Genomic DNA, 19679 nt, shown 5'->3' with positions numbered 1-19679 from the left:
GACAACGATGGTCGGTGGACTTCTGACGCGTTCCCAGGGCGCCGTCACCGGGATTGTGCTGGCCGGACCCCGGCTGCTCGCGCGCGGCACCGCCCCCGCGGTGGGTGCCGCGGCCGGCGCGGTGGCGGGCACCGCACGGGCCGGTGTGCGCGGCGCCGACTTCGCGGCGCGCGCGGCACGGGTCGCCCGCGCCGCGCTGCCGGGCGGCACCCGGGACTGGCGGGCCGGATCCCGGGCGCACCTCGAACTCCGGCCGGCCGAGACGGCGAAGGTCCGCCGGGCCGGCGGCACGGAACGCGTGGCGCGGCGGGTGGCGGCGGCACTGGCCGAGCACCCGGAGGTGCTGCTCGCCTACTGGGACACCGGCCTCGCCCGGCTGGTGGTGACCGCCACCGAGGAAGCACTCGCCGACCGCGTGGTGGACCGGGCCACCGAGCTGGCCGAACAGCACGGACTGACCCGGGTGGACCAGCAGGGTCCGGGCGATCCGGTGGAGGAGCCGGCCCACCCCGGCGACCCGGCCTCGGTGCGCGTCGCGGCCACGGCCCTCGGGGCCGACGCGCTGGGCATCGCCGCCGCCGTGACCGGCGCGCGCCTGCGGCTGCCGCCCTCGCCCCGCCTGGTGACGGCCGTGGCGACGCTGCTGCGCGAGAACCCGACCTTCCGCGCCTGGCTGCGCGAACGCCTCGGCGCCCAGGCCATGGACGTGGCACTGGCCGCCGCCAACGCCGCCGTCCACGGCGCCGGCCAGAGCCCCACCTCACTCGTGCTGGACGGGGCGCTTCGCGTCTGCCAGCTCACGGAGGCGGTGACCCGGACGGCGACCTTCGAGGTCGTGCACGACCAGCTGTGCGCGCCGGGCCGGATCAGCCTGCCCGCCGACCCCGCCCTGCGCCCGCCGCTGCAGAGCACTCCGGCGCAGGACTACGCCGCCCACGCCTCGACCGGCAGTGTGGCGGGCGCGTTGGCGACCCTGCTGGTCAAGCACGACGTGGCCGAGGCCGCCGAGGCGGTACTGGCCGGATCGCCCAAGGCCGCGCGCTACGGGCCCGCCGCCTTCCACGCCGTACTGAGCGCCGCGCTGTCGCGTACCGGTGTGCTGGTGCGCGACCCCGAACGGCTGCGGCAACTGGAGATGGCGGCCACCGTCGTCCTGCATCCGAGCGCCTTGCGGGCGCCGGAGGCGGGCGCGGACCCGTGGACCGAGGACGTACTGGACGCGGCGCGGCGCGCGGGACTGCGCGTGGTGATGGTGGAGGACCCGGCGCTGGCCGACTTCACCGGCCTCGCGGACCAGGTCGTCAGCGCCGAGCGCCCGCTCAGGGAGGTCGTGGACGAACTGCGCGCCGAAGGCGGCGTGATCACGGTCGTACGGCCCCGGCCCGGCGACGACGAGACGGTGGCGGCCGGACTGCTCGGCGGCGACGTGGCCGTCGCGCTGGCCGACGCGGACGCCCCGGTGGCGTGGGGCGCGGACGTGCTCGCTCCGCAAGGGCTCGCCGACGTGTGGAGGCTGCTGCGGGCGGTGCCGGCGGCCCGCGCGATCGGGCGCCGGTCGCAGACCCTGGCCCGGTCCGGGGCCGCGCTGTCCGGGCTGCTGGTCGCGGTCGGCGAGGCGCGCGAGAAGGGCAAGAACGGTGGCAAGGGCGGCTATTCGGCGCTGCCCGGGCTGCGGCACGCGCCCGTCGACGTGAGCGCGGCGGCGGCCCTGCTGTCCGGGACGCGTGCCGCACTCGGCGTGGCGATGGCCCGCGCCCCGCACCCCCGGGCACGGGTGGCGTGGCACACGCTGGACCCCGCGGGCGTGCGGGAGCGCCTGGACCGGGAGAAGGAGCCGGAGCCGTCCTTCGCCGAGCAGCTGACGGCCAGGGCGCGCGCGGCGGCCGACCGGGCGGGCCGGGTCCGCGTTCTCGCCCCGGTGAAGTGGACGTGGCAACTGGGGCAGGCCGTGCGGGGCGAGCTGGACGATCCGCTCACCCCGGTGCTGGCGGTCGGCTCGGCGGCCGAGGCGATCCTCGGCTCCGTCATGGACGCGCTGCTCGTCGTCGGCGCGCTCGACCTGAACGCGCTGGTCGGCGGCTTCCAGCGGTTGCGGGCCGAGCGGGCGCTGTCCGGGCTGCTCGCGCAGCAGAAGCAGAAGGCGCGGGTCGCCGAGGAGGAGACGCACGACCCGTCGGTCGAGCCGATCGTCGTGGACGCCGCCAAGCTGCACCCGGGCCACATCGTGGAACTGAAGGCGGACGACGTCGTGCCCGCCGACGCCCGGCTGCTGTGGGAGGACGGCCTGGAGGTCGACGAGTCCGCGCTGACCGGTGAGTCGCTGCCGGTGGACAAGTGCGTGGACCCGGTGACCGACGCCCCCGTGGCCGAGCGGCACTGCATGGTCTTCGAGGGCACGACCGTGGTGGCCGGCCGCGCCCAGGCGGTCGTCGTGGACACGGGGGAGCACACCGAGGCCGCGCGGGCGGTCTCGCTGGCCGCCCGTACGCCCTCGGCGGCCGGAGTGCAGGCCAGGCTCCAGGAGTTGACCCGCAAGGCGCTGCCGCTGACGCTGGCGGGCGGGGCCGCGGTGACCGGCCTCTCGCTGCTGCGCGGGACGCCCATCCGGCAGGCCGTCGCCGGTGGCGTGTCGGTGGCGGTGGCCGCTGTGCCCGAGGGTTTGCCGCTGGTGGCGACGGTGGCACAGCTGGCGGCGGCCCGCCGGCTCAGCCGACGCGGCGTCCTCGTGCGCACCCCGCGCACGCTGGAGGCGCTGGGCCGCATGGACACCATCTGCTTCGACAAGACCGGCACGCTCACCGAGAACAAGCTGCGGGTGTCGCGGGTGGCGGGCGCCGACGGCACGGTCCGCAAGGCGGCCGACCCGGACGCCGCCGACGCCGTACGGGTCGCGGCGCGCGCCTGCCCCCGCCTGAACGGCGACGGTGCCCGGCCCACCCACGCCACCGACGAGGCCGTACTCGGCGCCGCGGGGCCGGACCCGGCGTGGACCCAGGAGGAGGGCCTGCCCTTCGAGACCTCGCGCGGCTACGCCGCCGCCGTCGGACGGGACGGGGACGGAGCGCCGGTGCTGGTGGTCAAGGGCGCCCCGGAGACCGTGCTGCCCGCCTGTGCCGACCTGCCGTCGCACGCCACGGAGGTCGCGCAGACGCTGGCCCGCGACGGGCTGCGCATCATCGCGGTGGCCAGCCGGCCCCTGCGCAAGGGCGAGAAGGCGGCCGACGTCCTCGAGAAGGAGCCGGAGAAGCTGGAGTTCACGGGGATGCTCGGGCTGGCCGACGTGGCGCGCGAGACGTCCCCGGCGCTGGTGCGCGGGCTGCGCGAGGCGGGCGTACGGCCCGTGGTGCTGACCGGCGACCATCCGCAGACCGCCCACGCCATCGCCGTGGACCTGGGCTGGCCCGAGGACGCGGTCGTGGTCACCGGCGACGAACTCGCCGCCGCCGACCGCACGGCGCGCTCCCGGATGCTGCGCGACGCGGACGTCGTGGCCCGGGTGGCGCCCGAGCAGAAGCTCCAGGTCGTCGAGTCCCTGCGGGACGCCGGACGGGTCGTCGGCATGGTCGGCGACGGCGCCAACGACGCCGCCGCCATCCGCGCCGCCGATATCGGCGTCGGCATCAGCGCCCGCGGCTCGGCCGCCGCGCGCAACGCCGCGGACCTGGTCGTCACCGGCGACGACCTGCTGGTCCTGGTGGAGGCGGTACGGGAGGGCCGGGCCCTGTGGCACAGCGTCGCCGACGCCATCGCCATCCTGATCGGCGGCAACGCGGGCGAGGTCGGCTTCGGCATCCTCGGCACCGTCCTCGGCGGCGCGGCGCCGCTGTCCACCCGTCAGATGCTGCTGGTCAACCTGTTCACCGACCTGTTCCCCGCGATGGCGGTGGCGGTGACGGAGACGGGGGACCCCGAGCAGGAGGACGCCGACGCGGGCGCGCCGCTCGGTACGGCGGTGCTGGGCGAGCCCTTGATCCGCCAGATCCGGCACCGGGCCATGACGACCGCGCTCGGCGCGACCGCGGCCTGGCTGTTCGGCCGCTTCACCCCGGGCACGGCGCGCCGCTCGACGACGATGGCCCTGTGCGCCGTGGTCGGCACCCAGCTCGCCCAGACCCTGGCCGACCGCCGGGGCAGCCGCCTGGTGCAGGTCACGTCCCTCGGCTCCGCGGCCGCGCTGGTCGCCCTGGTCCAGACCCCGGGCGCCAGCCAGCTCTTCGGCTGCACCCCGCTGGGCCCGGTCGCCTGGGCGGGCGTGGCGGCGGCGATCACCCTGGCGCTGGCGGGCCAGCGGGCGCTGCCGCAGGTGGAGGAGGCGGTCGTGAAGTACTGGCCGAAGGTGGCGGAGCGGTTGCCGGCGGCGGTGCGGTGACGCGGCCGGTGCGGCCCCTCGCGGCGTCGGTGCGGGGGAAAACACGGTGCGGTGGCGGTGGCGGCCGGGGCACGATGCGGGGGTTCGCCGCGGCTCACCGAAGGGCATGCCCGTGCTTTCCCTGGACCGGATCCGGACACTTCTGCGCGAACACGATGATCCGCACCACCGGGAACGCCCCAGGGACTTCGGCCCGGAGGACTCGGCGCACCGCTTCGCCCGGCTCACCGGCGCGATGCAGCAACGCTTCGGGCCGTCCTGCACGAGTGGCCTGTACCAGGACGCCGGCGTCTACGGCGTCGTCTCCGTTCCCGCGGCGGCGACCGGCCGCGGGAGGCTGTGGGTCGAGTTGAGCAACTTCGGCGGTTTCGTCTGCGCGGGAACGGGCGCCGACTGGAGCGCGGCCGGCGCGGCGGAGGGTCTGGACGTCGAGTTCGTGAGGTGGCTCGACGAGCTGTGTACGGCGGCGGGGTGCGTCTACGTCCCGCTCGATGTCCTGCTCGAACCGTACGACGGACCGACCCCGACCCTGGCGGACGAGGACAGGACCTTCGTGGAGGCACTCGCGGCGGCGGGCCACGACGTCGCGGACGACGAGGAAGAGCCGGCGCCGCCGGTCTGGGCCGACCGGTACTTCCAGTGGGTGTAGCAGGCGCTCAGGCCCCCGTCCGCGCCGCCTCCCGCGCCTCCGGTGACTCCAGGCGCTCCGCCGTCCGCTCGGCCGTGCGGTGGGCCCAGCGGCCGTTCGTGACGGCGCCGAGGAGCAGGACCGCGAGGCCGCAGGCGGCCAGGATCCACCAGCCGGGGCGGGCGGCGGAGACGAAGGCGGCGCGGTACGACGACGCGCCCACGCCCGCCGCCAGCACCGCGCCGACCACCGCCACGCCCAGGGTCTGGCCCAGCTGGCGGCTGGTGGAGGCGACGGCCGCGGCGACCCCCGCCTGGGCGCGGGGCATGCCCGAGACCGCGGTGTTGGTGATGGGCGCGTTGACGAAGCCGAAGCCGACGCCGAAGAGGACGTAGCCGATGAAGAGGGTGACGTTCGACGTCTCGGCCTCGAAGGCCGCGAACAGCACCCCGCTCACGGTCAGCGCGCCGCCCGCGATCAGCAGCGGCAGCCGTGGCCCCCGGGTGCCGACCAGCCGCCCGGACAGCGGGGCGCACAGGAAGGTCGGCACGGCCATCGGCAGCATCCACAACCCGGCGTGCAGGGCGCTCAGTCCGCGCACGTTCTGGAGGTACAGCGTGGACAGGAACAGGAAGCCGCCCAGCGCGGCGAAGGCGCTGACCGCGATCACGGTGGCTCCGCTGAACGGCGCCGAACGGAAGAAGCGCAGGTCGATGAGGGGTTCGGCGCGGCGGGGTTCGTAGCGGAGCAGGCCGAGCAGCGCGGCGAGGGCCAGGGCGGCGAACGGCAGTACCGTCGGGAGCCCGGCGTTCGGCGCCTCGATGATCGCGTACGTCAGGGAGCCGAACAGCACGATCACCATCAGCTGGCCCAGCGGGTCCGGGCGGCGGGCCTTCGGTGCCTGGGACTCGGGGACGTAGCGCAGGGTGAGGAGCAGGGCGGCGAGTCCCACCGGCAGGTTGACCCAGAAGATCGAGCGCCAGCCGACCGACTCCACCAGCAGGCCGCCCACCAGCGGGCCGGCGGCCATGGATATGCCGACGACCGCACCCCACACGCCGATCGCGCGGGCTCGCTCGCGCGGGTCGGTGAAGGTGTTGGTGATGATCGACATGGCCACCGGGTTGAGCATCGAACCGCCGACCGCCTGCATCATCCGGAACACCACCAGGGACGACAGGTCGGGCGCCAGCGAGCACAGCAGCGAGCCGAGGGTGAAGACGACCAGGCCGGTCATGAAGACCCGCTTGCGGCCGATCCGGTCGGCGGTGGAGCCGGCCAGCATCAGCAGCGCGGCCAGCACCAGCGTGTACGCGTCGATCGCCCACTGGAGGCCCGACGTGCTCGCGTCGAGATCGCGCTGCATGGCGGGCAGGGCCACGTTGAGGATGGTGTTGTCGATGCTCACGATCAGCAGGCTCATGCAGCAGATGGCGAGCACGAGCAGACGGCGGCGATGGGTGAGCTCCGGCATGACCGCTATCGTAGCTCGTTTCGATAGTGCGGTTAACTAATGACCTATACATGATCTTCGGCCCCGGGGTCCGGCGGCACTGCCCCGCGTACGTGACAATGGAGGAATGTCCACGCTCACCACGCCCGCCCCCGACACCACCACCCCGCCGTTGCGGGTCGGCCCGCACACCGTCGCGCCGCCCGTCGTCCTGGCCCCGATGGCCGGGATCACCAACGCGCCCTTCCGCACCCTGTGCAGGGAGTTCAGTGGCGGCAAGGGCCTGTTCGTGAGCGAGATGATCACGACCCGGGCGCTGGTCGAGCGCAACGAGAAGACCATGCAGCTGATCCACTTCGACGCGACCGAGACCCCGCGCTCGATCCAGCTGTACGGCGTCGACCCCGCGACCGTCGGCAAGGCCGTCCGCATGATCGCGGAGGAGGGCCTCGCCGACCACATCGACCTGAACTTCGGCTGCCCCGTGCCCAAGGTGACCCGCAAGGGCGGCGGCTCGGCGCTCCCGTACAAGCGGAACCTGCTGCGGGCCATCGTCCACGAGGCCGTGAGCGGCGCCGGTGACCTGCCCGTCACCATGAAGATGCGCAAGGGCATCGACGACGACCACCTGACCTACCTCGACGCCGGGCGGATCGCCGTGGAGGAGGGCGTGACCGCCATCGCCCTGCACGGCCGCACCACCGCCCAGCACTACGGCGGCACCGCCGACTGGGACGCCATCGCGCGCCTGAAGGAGCACGTCCCGGAGATCCCCGTGCTCGGCAACGGCGACATCTGGTCCGCCGGGGACGCGCTGCGCATGGTCCGCGAGACCGGCTGCGACGGCGTCGTGGTCGGGCGGGGCTGCCTCGGGCGGCCGTGGCTCTTCGCCGACCTGGTGGCCGCCTTCGAGGGGCGTACGGAAGACTACGTGCGGCCCACGCTGCGCGAGGTCGCCGACGTGATGGTCCGGCACGCCACCCTGCTCGGCGAGTGGATCGGTGACGAGGCGCGCGGCGTCATCGACTTCCGCAAGCACGTCGCCTGGTACCTCAAGGGCTTCGCGGTCGGCTCCGAGATGCGCAAGCGGCTCGCCGTCACCTCCTCCCTGGAGGCGCTGCGCGCCGGCCTCGACGAACTCGACCTCGACCAGCCCTGGCCCACCGGTGCCGACGGCCCCCGCGGCCGCACGTCCGGCAACAACCGGGTGGTCCTGCCGGACGGCTGGCTCAAGGACCCGTACGACTGCGCGGGCGTCGGCGACGAGGCGGAGCTGGACACCTCCGGCGGCTGATCAGCCCTCGGTGGGGTGCGGGACGGAGCCGTAGGCCGTCAGGAAGCGGTCGCGGAAGGAGTCCATCTTCCACACCGGGGCGTCCTGGGCGGGCTTGAGCCCCTCCGTCCAGTTCCAGTCGGCGATCGCGTCGAGCACCTCCGGGTCCTTGGCGACGATGGAGACGGGGACGTCCCGGCTCGCCTTGTCGCCGCTGACGCGGGTGATCGGCTGGTGGTCGCCGAGGAAGACGAGGACGGTGTCGTCGGTGCCGTAGCGCTCCAGCCACTGGGTGAGGCTGGTGACCGAGTACTCGACCGACCTGCCGTACGCCTCCTTGGACCGTGCGGAGTCGGCGATGACGTCCGCCGCCTCCTCGCCGGACTCCTCGATGCCGTCGAAGACCGAGCCGTCGCCGATCTCGTCCCAGCCGACCAGCTCCGGCAGCGGCGCCCAGGGCTGGTGGCTGGAGGTCAGGATGATCTCCGCCATCAGCGGCCGGTCGCGCTCCCTGCCGTGCTCCAGGCGCTGGAAGGCCTCCAGCGCGTACTGGTCCGGCATGGTGGACCAGCTGAACTTCGGCCCCTCGTAGCCGACGTCGAACGCGTCGTAGACCTTGTCGAGGCCGTACCACTCCGCCTCCGGCCAGGCCTTCTGCACACCCGGCATGACGCCGACCGTGTCCCAGTCGCCGGTCTTCCGGAACGCCTTGGTGAGGGTGAGGCGGTCGCCCGCGGTGACGGTGCGGTAGCGCTGCTGGTTGTCGACCCACAGACCTGACATGAAGGTGGAGTGGCCCAGCCAGCTGCTGCCCCCGTACGTGGCCGACGTCAGCCAGCCGCTCCGCGCCCGGTAGCCCGCCGCGGCCAGCGCCTTCGTGCTCGTGTCGAGGGTCCGGCCGACACCCGGTGCCATGACCGGGTCCTCGATGGCACTGCGGCCGTAGCTCTCGATGAACGTGAAGATCACGTCCTTGCCGCGCAGGTCCGGCACCAGTCGCGCGCCGGGGGTGGCGCCGAAGCGGTCGGCCTTCGCCTCCTTCGCGAAGGCCGCCTCGTCCCGCAGCGTGTCCGCCACCCGGTGCGCCTGCGCCTCCAGCGCGCCGGTGGCGCTCCTGGTGGCGACCGGCACGCCGAAGGTCTGCACGCCCAGCGCCACGCACGTCATCCACACGGTGGCCGCCAGCAGCGCGCCCCGGGCCGCCCGCTCCCGGTGCGCCGCGAGCAGCTCGCCGAGCCGGACCGCCGCCAGCGCCATGAGCACCAGCAGGAGCAGCACCCCCACTACCGCGCCCACCGCGGCCCAGGCCGCCGCCGCCCCGCCCATCGAGTCCGCCACGTAGGACCGGGCGTCGTCGAGCAGGCCCCAGTCCAGGACGACGTTGAAGCCCCGCCCGAGGTACTCGGTGAAGCCGATGTCGAGCAGGTTCAGCACGGTCAGCGCACCGAGGCCGACGCCGAACAGCGCCGCCAGCACCAGGCGCGGCACACGCGGCAGGCAGAGCAGCAGCACCGCCCCGATGACCGCCTCCGCCGGAATCCGGGCGAACCGGTTCGGCTCCAGGGCGACGAGGGTGTTCGGCAGCAGCAGCGCCCCGAGCACGAGAACGGCGGCGAGGGCGGTCGTGGTCCGGCGGACGGCGAGGGCGGCGCGCGGGTACCGGGCGCGCCAGGCGCGCCAGTGGGCCAGGCGGGCCTTGAGGGACGGGAGCGCGGCGGGGCCGGGTGTGTCGGGGGCGTCGGCGCTCTGCGGCGGCCGGCGGAAAGGCGTGATGACAGGCACCCGAAGGTCCTTCCGTACGTGACCCGGTGGACGGCGGGCCCGGCGAGGGGGCCGGACCCGCCGCCCTGTCGTACGTCCGCCGCGAGCGGTGTGTTCACCCCGGGCGCGAACACGTCCGCATGGTGAAATCCGACGGCGTGTGGCAGCGTGATTCTCGCCACCTCTGATAGGAGTAGCGCTCAGATGAGCAGATCTTGAGCGATTCCACTTCTCCAAAGTGTGGCACTGAGTGCCATGGCTTGATCGTTCATCGATCGAACTCAAACGTAGCGAATGGCGCTCAGAAGAGCGCTCGGTCGTGCTTGCAGGGTTTCATTCGTTCAAGAGGTGAAAACACAGATCGCCGGTCGCTTGCCAAGCCTTGACTTTCGATCCGCTGGCGGACGAGTGGTTACAGGCGCATGACGCGCAAGTGGACGTACCCAGGTGCCTTTGATCTGGGTACATTCCTCGCCGTCAGGGCAGCCACCGCGTCCTCGAGGAGTCGAGACCCGTGTCGGAAAACAAAGATCTCCAGGTAACGAACGCAACGAAGTTCGTTTACGACTTCACCGAGGGCAACAAGGACCTCAAGGACCTCCTCGGCGGCAAGGGCGCCAACCTCGCCGAGATGACCAACCTGGGTCTCCCGGTCCCTCCCGGCTTCACCATCACCACCGAGGCCTGCAAGACCTACCTCGACAGCGGCGAGGAGCCCGCGGCACTGCGCGACGAGGTGAGCGCGCACCTCGACGCCCTCGAAGCGAAGATGGGCAAGAAGCTCGGCCAGCCCGACAACCCCCTCCTCGTGTCGGTCCGCTCCGGAGCCAAGTTCTCCATGCCCGGCATGATGGACACGGTCCTCAACATCGGCCTCTCCGACAAGTCGGTGCAAGGCCTGGCCAAGCAGGCCGGCGACGACCGCTTCGCCTGGGACTCCTACCGGCGCCTGATCCAGATGTTCGGCAAGACCGTCCTCGGCGTCGACGGCGACCTCTTCGAGGAGGCGCTGGAGGCGGCGAAGGCGGCCAAGAAGGTCACGGTCGACACCGAGCTGGAGGCGGCCGACCTCAAGAAGCTGGTCACCAAGTTCAAGAAGATCGTCAAGACCGAGGCCGGCCGGGACTTCCCGCAGGACCCGCGCGAGCAGATGGACCTCGCCATCAAGGCCGTCTTCGACTCCTGGAACGGCGAGCGCGCCAAGCTCTACCGCCGCCAGGAGCGCATCCCGCACGACCTCGGCACCGCCGTCAACGTCTGCTCCATGGTCTTCGGCAACCTGGGCCCCGACTCCGGCACCGGCGTCGCCTTCACCCGCGACCCCGCCTCGGGACACCAAGGCGTCTACGGCGACTACCTGCAGAACGCCCAGGGCGAGGACGTCGTCGCGGGCATCCGCAACACCGTCGCCCTGGCGGAGCTGGAGCAGATCGACAAGAAGTCGTACGACCAGCTGATGCAGATCATGGAGACGCTGGAGAACCACTACCTGGACCTCTGCGACATCGAGTTCACCATCGAGCGCGGCCAGCTGTGGATGCTCCAGACCCGCGTCGGCAAGCGCACGGCGGGCGCGGCCTTCCGCATCGCCACCCAGCTCGTCGACCAGGGCCTGATCGACGAGGCCGAGGCGCTCCAGCGCGTCAACGGCGCCCAGCTGGCCCAGCTGATGTTCCCGCGCTTCGACGACGACGCGAAGGTCGAGAAGGTCGGCCGGGGCATCGCGGCCTCACCGGGCGCGGCGGTCGGCAAGGCGGTCTTCGACTCGTACACCGCCGTCAAATGGTCCCGCTCGGGCGAGAAGGTCATCCTGGTGCGCCGGGAGACCAACCCCGACGACCTGGACGGCATGATCGCCGCCGAGGGCATCCTGACCTCGCGCGGCGGCAAGACCTCCCACGCGGCCGTCGTCGCGCGCGGCATGGGCAAGACCTGTGTCTGCGGCGCGGAGGAGCTGGAGGTCGACACCAAGCGCCGCCGGATGACGGTGCCCGGCGGGCACGTCGTCGAGGAGGGCGACGTCATCTCCATCGACGGCTCCAGCGGCAAGGTGTACCTGGGTGAGGTCCCGGTCGTGCCGTCGCCGGTCGTCGAGTACTTCGAGGGCCGCATGCACGCGGGCGCCGAGGACGCCGACGAGCTGGTCGAGGCCGTGCACCGCATCATGGCCTTCGCCGACCGCAAGCGCCGGCTGCGGGTGCGCGCCAACGCCGACAACGCCGAGGACGCGCTGCGCGCCCGCCGGTTCGGCGCCCAGGGCATCGGACTGTGCCGCACCGAGCACATGTTCCTCGGCGACCGGCGCGAGCTGGTGGAGCGGCTGATCCTGGCCGACACCGAGGCCGAGCGCGAGGAGTCGCTGAAGGCGCTGCTGCCGCTCCAGAAGCAGGACTTCGTCCAGCTCTTCGAGTCGATGGACGGCCTCCCCGTCACCGTCCGCCTCCTCGACCCGCCGCTGCACGAGTTCCTGCCGGACATCACCGAGCTGTCGGTGCGCGTCGCGCTCGCCGAGTCCCGCCAGGAGCCGCACGAGAACGAGCTGCGCCTGCTCCAGGCCGTGCACCGCCTGCACGAGCAGAACCCGATGCTGGGCCTGCGCGGCGTCCGCCTCGGCCTGGTCATCCCCGGCCTGTTCACCATGCAGGTGCGGGCCATCGCCGAGGCCGCGGCCGAGCGCAAGGCGGCCAAGGGGGACCCGCGCGCCGAGATCATGATCCCGCTGGTCGGCACCGTCCAGGAGCTGGAGATCGTCCGCGACGAGGCCGACCAGGTCATCGCCGAGGTCGAGGCGGCCACGGGCGCCAAGCTCAAGCTGTCCATCGGCACGATGATCGAGCTGCCGCGTGCCGCGCTGACCGCCGGTCAGATCGCCGAGGCCGCGGAGTTCTTCTCCTTCGGCACCAACGACCTGACGCAGACCGTGTGGGGCTTCAGCCGCGACGACGTCGAGGCCAGCTTCTTCACGGCCTACCTGGAGAAGGGCATCTTCGGCGTCTCCCCGTTCGAGACGATCGACAAGGACGGCGTCGGGTCCCTGGTCGCCGCCGCCGCGAAGGCCGGCCGCGCCACCCGCCCCGACCTGAAGCTCGGCGTCTGCGGCGAGCACGGGGGCGACCCGGAGTCCGTCCACTTCTTCCACGAGGTCGGCCTGGACTACGTCTCCTGCTCCCCGTTCCGGATCCCGGTGGCCCGCCTGGAGGCCGGGCGCGCGGCGTCGCAGTCGAAGGGCAGCGACCACCGGTAAGCCCCTGAGAGGGGTCCGAGACCCCGGAGCCGCCGTCTGTCACCCGACCACCCTCACCGATCGGCGGCGGCTCCGGTCCACGGGAAAGGGCGGCACCCTGTGCGGGGGTGCCGCCCTTCGCGCTTGCCATCGCGCCTGCCTTCGTGCCGTGCCTTTGTGACGTGTTCGATGGTGTGAATTCCTGTGTGGTGAGCAGCAGGAAGCTGTCAGTGAAGTTTGAGAGCCCTGGCAGCGGACAGCGGCCCACACCGGAACGGTGGTTGGATGACCTCGACGGATCACAGGGAGACCGCCGGAACGACCGCCCCGCGCGGCGGCGAGCAGGTATCCGGAGTGCCGAGCCCCCGGACCGCCGCCGAGGCGAAGGTGCCCGAGGCCGGGCCCCCCGTCCGCAGGGACCGGCTCGCGGCGCTCGACGGACTGCGGTTCCTGGCGGCCCTGGCCGTGGTCTTCTTCCACTTCGTCGGCCAGGTGCCCTCCACGATGCGGACCATCTGGGGCCGCCCCGTCGGGGACGTCTTCCCCGAGGCCCACGGCTACTTCGCCTACGGCCGGCTCGGCGTCGAACTGTTCTTCCTGATCAGCGGGTTCGTCATCTGCATGAGCGCGTGGGGGCGCACCCCGCGCGACTTCTTCATCTCCCGCGTCACCCGGCTGTACCCGATGTACTGGGCGGCGATCGCGATCACGGCGTGCGTGGTCTACTTCGCCGACAACCCGTTCGGGCACCCGCATCCGCGTGTGCTGTTCGCCAACCTCACGATGCTGCAGACCCCGCTCGGCGTGGAGCACCTCGACTCCGTCTACTGGACGCTCTGGCCCGAGCTGTGCTTCTACCTCACCTTCGCGGTCGTGGTGTGGAAGGGCCTGACCTACCAGCGCGTGGTGATCTACTGCGGACTGTGGACGGTCGCCGCGGTGCTGGCCCCCAGTGCCGACATCCCGCTGCTGACGCTGCTGGTCAACCCGCCGTCAGCGCCGTACTTCATCGCGGGCACGGCCTTCTACCTCATGTACCGCTACCGGCCGACGCCGCTGCTCTGGGGCATCGTCGCCATGTCGTGGCTGGTGGCGCTGCACTACCTGCTGACGCCCGACGGGGGCCGTCTCAACTGGGACTCCTGGGCGCCGGGGCGCGCCTGGCTGGTCCTGGTGATCACGGTCTTCTTCCTGCTGATCGCCGCGGTCGCCCTCGGCTGGACCAGCCGGATCCGCTGGCGCGGGCTGACCGTCGCGGGCACGCTGACCTTCCCGCTGTACCTGCTGCACGACGCCATCGGCGTGAACCTCCTGCACCGCTTCGGCGACCGCGCCAACCCCTGGGCCGTGGTCGGGATCACCGTCGCCGCCCTGATCGCGCTGTCGTACGTCGTGCAGCGGTTCGTCGAGCGCCCCGTGGCGCGGGCCATGCGGCGCCGGCTGAGCAGCGCCGCGTTCAGTCTGAAGCCGCCGGCGCCCCGCCGTTGAGCGGACGGGGCGTAGGCGGCCGTAGGCGGCGTCAGCCGGCGCCGTTGCTCCGGCGCCGGCGCGTGGCCAGCAGCAGCCCGCCGCCGGCGAGCACGACGGCCGCGCCGCCCGCCGCGAGGTACGGCGTGGTGTCGTCGCCGCCGGTCTCCGCCAGGTCGGTGCCCTGCTGCCCGGCGGCCTCCTCGCCCCCGGCGTCGCCGTTCCCCGCGTTCTCGTCCTTCCCGGAGTCCCCGGAACCGGCCCCGTCGTCGGTGTCCTTGTCGTCGGCGGGCACGAAGTCGGCGGGCGGCCGGTCGCAGCCGACGCCGTCCTTGTCGCGGTCCAGGTGCTCGCCGTAGTGCTCGTCACCCTTCTGGATGTTGGAGTACCCGGCGTCGTACGCCTCGGTGCAGTTCTCGAAGGGGTGGTTGCCTTCGTGTGCCTGGGCGGCGGTCGGCAGGGCGGCGAGGGCCAGCGCGGCGACGGCCACGGCGACGGGCTTGCGGAGCAGCTTCATCGAGAGTCCCGGGAATGGTGTGGATGGGTGGATATGAGGTGACGAACGTATTGAGGTGCAGTAGATGTGGTGGCGATATGAACGACTCGTGATGTGAACGTGACGTGACCGGACGGTAGCTCTCCGCTCCGGGCCGCCGGGCGCGTACGGTGAGTCTGGTCCGACCAGGGAAGGAGCCGTGGATGACCGGCTGGACCGTGGGCGACATGCCCGGCCTGGACGGGCGCGTCGCCGTCGTCACCGGCGCCAACAGCGGCCTCGGCTACGTGGTGGCCCGGGAACTGGCGCGCAAGGGGGCGAGCGTGGTGCTCGCCTGCCGCAGCGAGGCGCGGGGGAGCGAGGCCGTCCGGCGCCTCGTCGGCGAGGTGCCGGACGCCGCCGTGGAACTGGCGCGGCTGGACCTCGGGGACCTGGCCTCCGTCCGGGAGTTCGCGTACGGGCTGCCGTACGACCGGGTCGATCTCCTCGTCAACAACGCCGGGGTGATGGCGCTGCCCTACGGGACGACGACGGACGGCTTCGAGACCCAGTTCGGCGTCAACCACCTGGGTCACTTCGCCCTCACCGGGCTGCTGCTGCCCACCCTGCTCGCCACGCCGGGCGCCCGGATCGTGACCGTCTCCAGCTTCCTGCACGCGCTGGCCAACATCGATCCGCGCGATCTCAACAACGTACGGCGGTACGGGCGCTGGACCGCCTACGCCCGTTCCAAGTCCGCCAATCTGCTCTTCACGCACGAACTGGCGCGGCGGCTCGCGGCACGGGGCGGTGCCTCGGACGTGCGTGCGCTCGCCGCCCATCCGGGATACGCGGAGACCGACCTGCCCACCGCCGGCCCCCGTGCCGAGGGGCGGCGGCTCGCCGAGCGGTTGATGGTGCTCGCCGGCCGGGTCGTCGCCCAGCCCGCCGAGGCGGGCGCGCTGCCCGTCCTGTACGCGGCGACCGCGCCCGGCGTCCCCTCCGACTCCTTCACCGGCCCGTCCTTCGCGATGTGGCGCGGGGCGCCCGCACCGTCCTGGCGGGCGCCCTGGACCACCGACGACGCGATGGGGGAGCGGCTGTGGGCCGCCTCCGAGCGGCTCACGGGCATCACCTACGAGGCGCTGGGGGCCTGAGCGCGCACCCGGCCGCCGCGACGGCGGCCGGGCCGCGCGGCTGGCTACGCCCGGAACGGCCCGCGCACCTCGTACGTGATCCCGCCGGAGGAGCTTCCGCTCGTCCCCCGCTGGCTGGAGAAGTACAGCCGCGTGCCGTCGGGCGAGAACGCCGGGCCCGTGATCTCCGAGCCGGACTGGCCGTCGATGCGCAGGAAGGGGGCGATCACGTCGCCCGGCGTGATCACGCAGATCTCCATGTTGCCGCCGTCCTCCGCCACGAACAGGTCGCCGGAGGAGCTGCCGGTGACGTTGTCCACGCCCTTCAGCGGGGCCGTGCCGGACGTCACCAGCGAGTCGTCGTAGGCCAGTTCGATGGTCTGCGCGGCCGCGTTGTACTGCCAGACGCGGTTGTCGCCCTTGGTCGTGAACCAGCAGGTGCCGTCCGCGTAGTAGCAGCCCTCGCCGCCGTTGAAGCGCTTGGCACCGGAGACCTGGCTCCGGGTGGCCGTGGCGCCGGACGGGTCGGGGACCCTCGCCCAGGTCACCGGGCCGCTGGTGGCCGACCCGGCGACCAGCACCTCCAGCGTGCCGGACGACAGGTCGCCCCAGGTCGTCGGGCGGAACCGGTAGAAGCAGCCGTCGCTCACGTCCTCCGTCAGGTACACGACCCGGCGGTCCGGGTCGGCCGCCGCCGCCTCGTGCTTGAAGCGGCCCATGGCGTCCCGCCGCACCGCGGCCTTCACGCCCCACGGGTCGGTCTCGTAGACGTAGCCGCGGTCCACCTCCTCGCAGGAGAGCCAGGTGTTCCACGGGGTCCTGCCGCCCGCGCAGTTCTGCCGGGTGCCGGACAGCACGCGGTACGCCGAGGTGACCGCCCCGCTGGAGGAGAACCGCACCGCGCTCGCGCCGCCGGAGGGGTTGATCTCCGAGTTGGAGACGTAGATCCAGCCGGTGCCGTCCGCGTAACAGGCGCCGCCGTCCGGCGCGTTGTGCCAGGTGTACGAGGTGCCCGCCACCTTCTGCCCGGAACGGGCGATCACCCTGCTGGTGAAGCCGCCGGGCAGCCTGATGCCGTTGGCGTCGGGCCCGCCGAGCGCCCCGTACGGGCCGCTGCCGGGCTGGGCGGGCGCGGCGTACGCGGCACCGCGCCACAGGGTTCCGCCGAGGACGGCCGAGCCGCCGACGATGGCCGTGCGCAGGAGGGTACGACGTTCCACTGCTGCCTCCGGGGGTCATGACCGGCCCCGCCGCCGGACGGCGGCGGGAGCGTGCGGCTTCGGACCCTAGGGCAGCTCGGTTGACAGTCCATGGACAATTCGTGACGGCTGGGCGGCGCGTCCCCTCAGCGGTCCACCGCCACCGCCGTGAACGTCGTCTCGGGCGTCTGCGGACTGGTGAAGCGCGCGTTGACCAGGTAGAGGCGGTCGCCGAAACGGGCGGCGGTGGCCGGGACGTCGAAGCGGGGGTCGGTGATCGTGCGGCGCAGGGTCGCCCGGCCCGCCCTCGCGTCCAGGTCCCACACGCTGACCAGGTTGAGCCGGTTCTGCACGACGTACAGCGTGCGGCCGACGCGGACCAGGCCGTCGCCGTTGACGACGTCGTCCGCGCCGACCAGGGGGATCCGGGTGGCGCGGCCGGTCCGGAGGCTGACGCGGTACAGCGCGCCCGCCGCCGTCCTGACGACGATCAGTCCGCGCCCGTCGGGGGTGGAGACGACGCCGTTGGCGTTGATGACGTCCGGCGTCTGCTCCCAGTCGCCGGTCAGCGGGAGGGCGCGCACGCCGCCGCGCCGGCCGCGCGGGACGCCGTACAGGACGGGACCGTACGAATCGGTGAACCAGGCGCGGTCGCCGAGCAGGACCACGTCGTTGACGAAGTGGCCGGTCGCCCCGGTGAGCCGGTGGGTGCGCAGCAGGTCGCCGGTGCGCGAGTCGATGATCCGCGCGGTGCCGGCGCCGCCCCCGGCGACGTACAGCAGGCCGTCGTGGTCCAGCTTCAGGCCGATGGCGGCGAGGCCCGTGGCACCCTCGTGGACGACGCGGCCCTCGCCGGTGCGCAGGTCGGTGCGGTAGACGGCGCCGTCGGCGCGCGAACCCATGTAGGCGTAGGGCCCGCGCCCGATGGTGATGCCCTCGGGCAGCCAGCCGTCGGGCAGCGGGAACTCCGTCGGCCACCTCGCCTCGCGGGCGGCGGCCTGGGCGGGGGCGGTACCGGCGGCCGCCGTCAGCGCGGCGACGGCGGCCCCGCCGAGCACCGCGCGCCGGGACGGCGGGGAAGGGTGGCTCCGAGTCATGGTGCGGTCCTCCGTGGGAGAAGGGTGTGGGACTCGATGAAACCCCGACGACCGGGCCGAGTTCGAGGCGTCGGCCGGGTTCGGCGGGAAACCGACAGCCGCCCCGGGCGCGGACACGGGGACCTCAGGCCGTCTGCCCGCCGTCCACCACCAGGTCGGTGCCCACCACCGACGCCGCGTCGTCCGACGCCAGGTACAGCACGGCCGCCGCGACCTCCGCCACCGACGAGACCCGGCCGAGCGGCGTCTCGTCGCGCATGCGCTCGGCCCGCCCCGCTTCCGTCTCGCCGGGCCGCAGGGACATGGAGGTCGCCGTGGCGCCCGGGCTGACGGCGTTGATACGGACCCCCTCCCCGATGTGGTCCAGGGCGGCGCCCCGCGTGAGCGCCGAGACGGCCGCCTTGGTGGCCGCGTAGGCGGCGGCGCCCGGGCTGCGCTTGTGCGCACCGAAGGTGGAGGCGATGTTCACGATCGTGCCGCCGCCCGGCTGGGTGCGCATCTGGCGCACCTCCGCCTGGAGGGCGAGGAACACGCCGGTGACGTTGATGTCGAGCTGCTCGTGCCAGTCCTGCTCGGGCAGATCGGCCACGGCGACTCCGCCGCGGAAGACGCCCGCGTTGTTGACGGCCACGTCGAGGGAGCCGAAGTGATCGACGGCGGCGTCCACGACGCCCCGTACGTCGGCGGCACGGGCGACGTCGGCGGTGACGGCGAGTGCCTTGCCGCCCGCCGCCTCGATCAGGGCCACCGTCTCGTCGAGCGGCTTTTGCCCGCGCCCGGTGACGACGACGTGCGCGCCCTCGGCGGCGAGGGCCAGGGCGACGGCCCGTCCGATACCGGAGCCCGCCCCGGTGACGAGGGCGGTCCTGTCGGTGAAGCGCTGGGTGGTCATGAATCTCCCCTTTTTCTTGACCGATCGTTTCATTATGAGGTCAGCGAGACGCCCCTCCGGAGAGGGGGTCCGGTGTCTCAGTCGAGCAGCGCGAGCGCCTGTTCCGCCGCGTCCCGCACCCGGGCCGGGTCCGGCGACGCCTTCCCGACCACCCGCAGCCCCTGGAGCAGTACCAGCAGCATGCGGGCGAGGGTCAGCGGGTCGCGGCAGGCGGGCAGTTCGCCCTGGGCGCGGGCCCGGACCAGCGTCGAGTGCAGCACGGTCTCCAGCTGGTCCCAGTTGCGCTCGACCCGCCGCGCGGCGACCGGGTCGTGCGGGGCCAGCTCGGCCGCGGTGTTCGTGACGAAGCAGCCGCGTTCCCGCAGGTCATCTGCGGTCGCCTCGGCGGCGTAGCGGCGCACCAGGGACCGTACGCCCGGCAGGGCCGGGCCCGGCCGGGCGAGTTCCTCCAGCAGTTCCGGGAGCAGTCCTCGCTCGTAGCGCTCCAGCGCCTTCAGGTACAGCTCGTGCTTGTTGCCGAAGGTCGCGTAGATGCTGGCGCGCCCGACGCCGAGATGCTCGACGAGGTCGGACATCGACGTCGCCTCGTAGCCGCGCCGCCAGAACAGCTCCAGGGCTGCCCGCAGCGCGGCGTCCGGATCGAACTCCTTGGTCCTGGCCACGCGTCGCAGCCTAGGGCTATCTGAAACGGTCAGTCAAGAACGGT

Annotated in this window: 13 protein-coding genes; 6 read left to right on the top strand and 7 right to left on the bottom strand. The window is 73.1% G+C overall.

The window, feature by feature from the left end:
* Positions 1–7: 7 nt before the first annotated feature.
* Positions 8–4369: an HAD-IC family P-type ATPase gene (locus ACIQ6R_RS05090; protein WP_404218803.1), complete on the top strand. Its 4362-nt coding sequence runs from the start codon at positions 8–10 to the stop codon at positions 4367–4369.
* Positions 4370–4475: 106 nt separating this feature from the next.
* Complete coding sequence (locus tag ACIQ6R_RS05085; RefSeq protein ID WP_404218801.1) at positions 4476–5018, top strand: hypothetical protein; 543 nt, start codon at positions 4476–4478, stop codon at positions 5016–5018.
* A gap of 7 nt (positions 5019–5025) precedes the next feature.
* Here ACIQ6R_RS05085 and ACIQ6R_RS05080 read toward each other — a convergent pair whose 3' ends face one another.
* A complete protein-coding gene (locus ACIQ6R_RS05080) occupies positions 5026–6471 on the bottom strand; it encodes an MFS transporter (protein WP_404218799.1) in 1446 nt (481 codons plus the stop codon).
* A gap of 106 nt (positions 6472–6577) precedes the next feature.
* On the opposite strand from ACIQ6R_RS05080, the gene dusB reads away from it, so the two are divergent.
* Complete coding sequence (gene dusB / locus ACIQ6R_RS05075) at positions 6578–7744, top strand: tRNA dihydrouridine synthase DusB (RefSeq protein ID WP_404218797.1); 1167 nt, start codon at positions 6578–6580, stop codon at positions 7742–7744.
* On the opposite strand, the gene ACIQ6R_RS05070 is transcribed toward dusB, so the two are convergent.
* Positions 7745–9505, bottom strand: coding sequence for a CDP-alcohol phosphatidyltransferase (locus tag ACIQ6R_RS05070; RefSeq protein WP_404218795.1), 1761 nt, complete (start codon positions 9503–9505; stop codon positions 7745–7747).
* A 493-nt stretch (positions 9506–9998) separates the two neighbouring features.
* Here ACIQ6R_RS05070 and ppdK point away from each other — a divergent pair, with 493 nt between their 5' ends.
* Positions 9999–12728 (top strand): pyruvate, phosphate dikinase, encoded by a 2730-nt coding sequence (gene ppdK, locus ACIQ6R_RS05065; protein ID WP_404218793.1) that lies wholly within the window; start codon positions 9999–10001, stop codon positions 12726–12728.
* Between the two features lie 264 nt (positions 12729–12992).
* Complete coding sequence (locus ACIQ6R_RS05060) at positions 12993–14195, top strand: acyltransferase family protein (RefSeq protein WP_404218791.1); 1203 nt, start codon at positions 12993–12995, stop codon at positions 14193–14195.
* Between the two features lie 31 nt (positions 14196–14226).
* Here ACIQ6R_RS05060 and ACIQ6R_RS05055 read toward each other — a convergent pair whose 3' ends face one another.
* Entirely contained in the window at positions 14227–14691 is a 465-nt protein-coding gene (locus tag ACIQ6R_RS05055) for an excalibur calcium-binding domain-containing protein (RefSeq protein WP_404177940.1), read from the bottom strand.
* A 182-nt stretch (positions 14692–14873) separates the two neighbouring features.
* Between ACIQ6R_RS05055 and ACIQ6R_RS05050 the strand changes: the two genes are divergently transcribed.
* Positions 14874–15806 (top strand): oxidoreductase, encoded by a 933-nt coding sequence (locus ACIQ6R_RS05050; protein WP_404218789.1) that lies wholly within the window; start codon positions 14874–14876, stop codon positions 15804–15806.
* 44 nt (positions 15807–15850) lie between these two features.
* On the opposite strand, the gene ACIQ6R_RS05045 is transcribed toward ACIQ6R_RS05050, so the two are convergent.
* The 4 genes from ACIQ6R_RS05045 to ACIQ6R_RS05030 all read right to left on the bottom strand — a co-directional run bounded on the left by ACIQ6R_RS05045 (position 15851) and on the right by ACIQ6R_RS05030 (position 19635).
* The gene (locus ACIQ6R_RS05045; protein WP_404177946.1) at positions 15851–17005 is read right to left on the bottom strand and encodes an alkaline phosphatase PhoX; all 1155 of its coding nucleotides are present in this window, start codon (positions 17003–17005) and stop codon (positions 15851–15853) included.
* Positions 17006–17130: 125 nt separating this feature from the next.
* Positions 17131–18081, bottom strand: a complete 951-nt coding sequence (locus ACIQ6R_RS05040) for an SMP-30/gluconolactonase/LRE family protein (protein WP_404218787.1) — start codon at positions 18079–18081, stop codon at positions 17131–17133.
* A 124-nt stretch (positions 18082–18205) separates the two neighbouring features.
* The gene (locus ACIQ6R_RS05035; protein ID WP_404177951.1) at positions 18206–18973 is read right to left on the bottom strand and encodes an SDR family NAD(P)-dependent oxidoreductase; all 768 of its coding nucleotides are present in this window, start codon (positions 18971–18973) and stop codon (positions 18206–18208) included.
* A gap of 77 nt (positions 18974–19050) precedes the next feature.
* Complete coding sequence (locus ACIQ6R_RS05030; protein WP_404177954.1) at positions 19051–19635, bottom strand: TetR/AcrR family transcriptional regulator; 585 nt, start codon at positions 19633–19635, stop codon at positions 19051–19053.
* Positions 19636–19679 lie beyond the last annotated feature (44 nt).

Source organism: Streptomyces sp. NPDC096048, from assembly GCF_044763415.1.
Classification (GTDB): domain Bacteria; phylum Actinomycetota; class Actinomycetes; order Streptomycetales; family Streptomycetaceae; genus Streptomyces.
The sequence above is the reverse complement of the archived record's forward strand: the minus strand, read 5'-3'. Positions and strand labels throughout refer to the sequence as shown.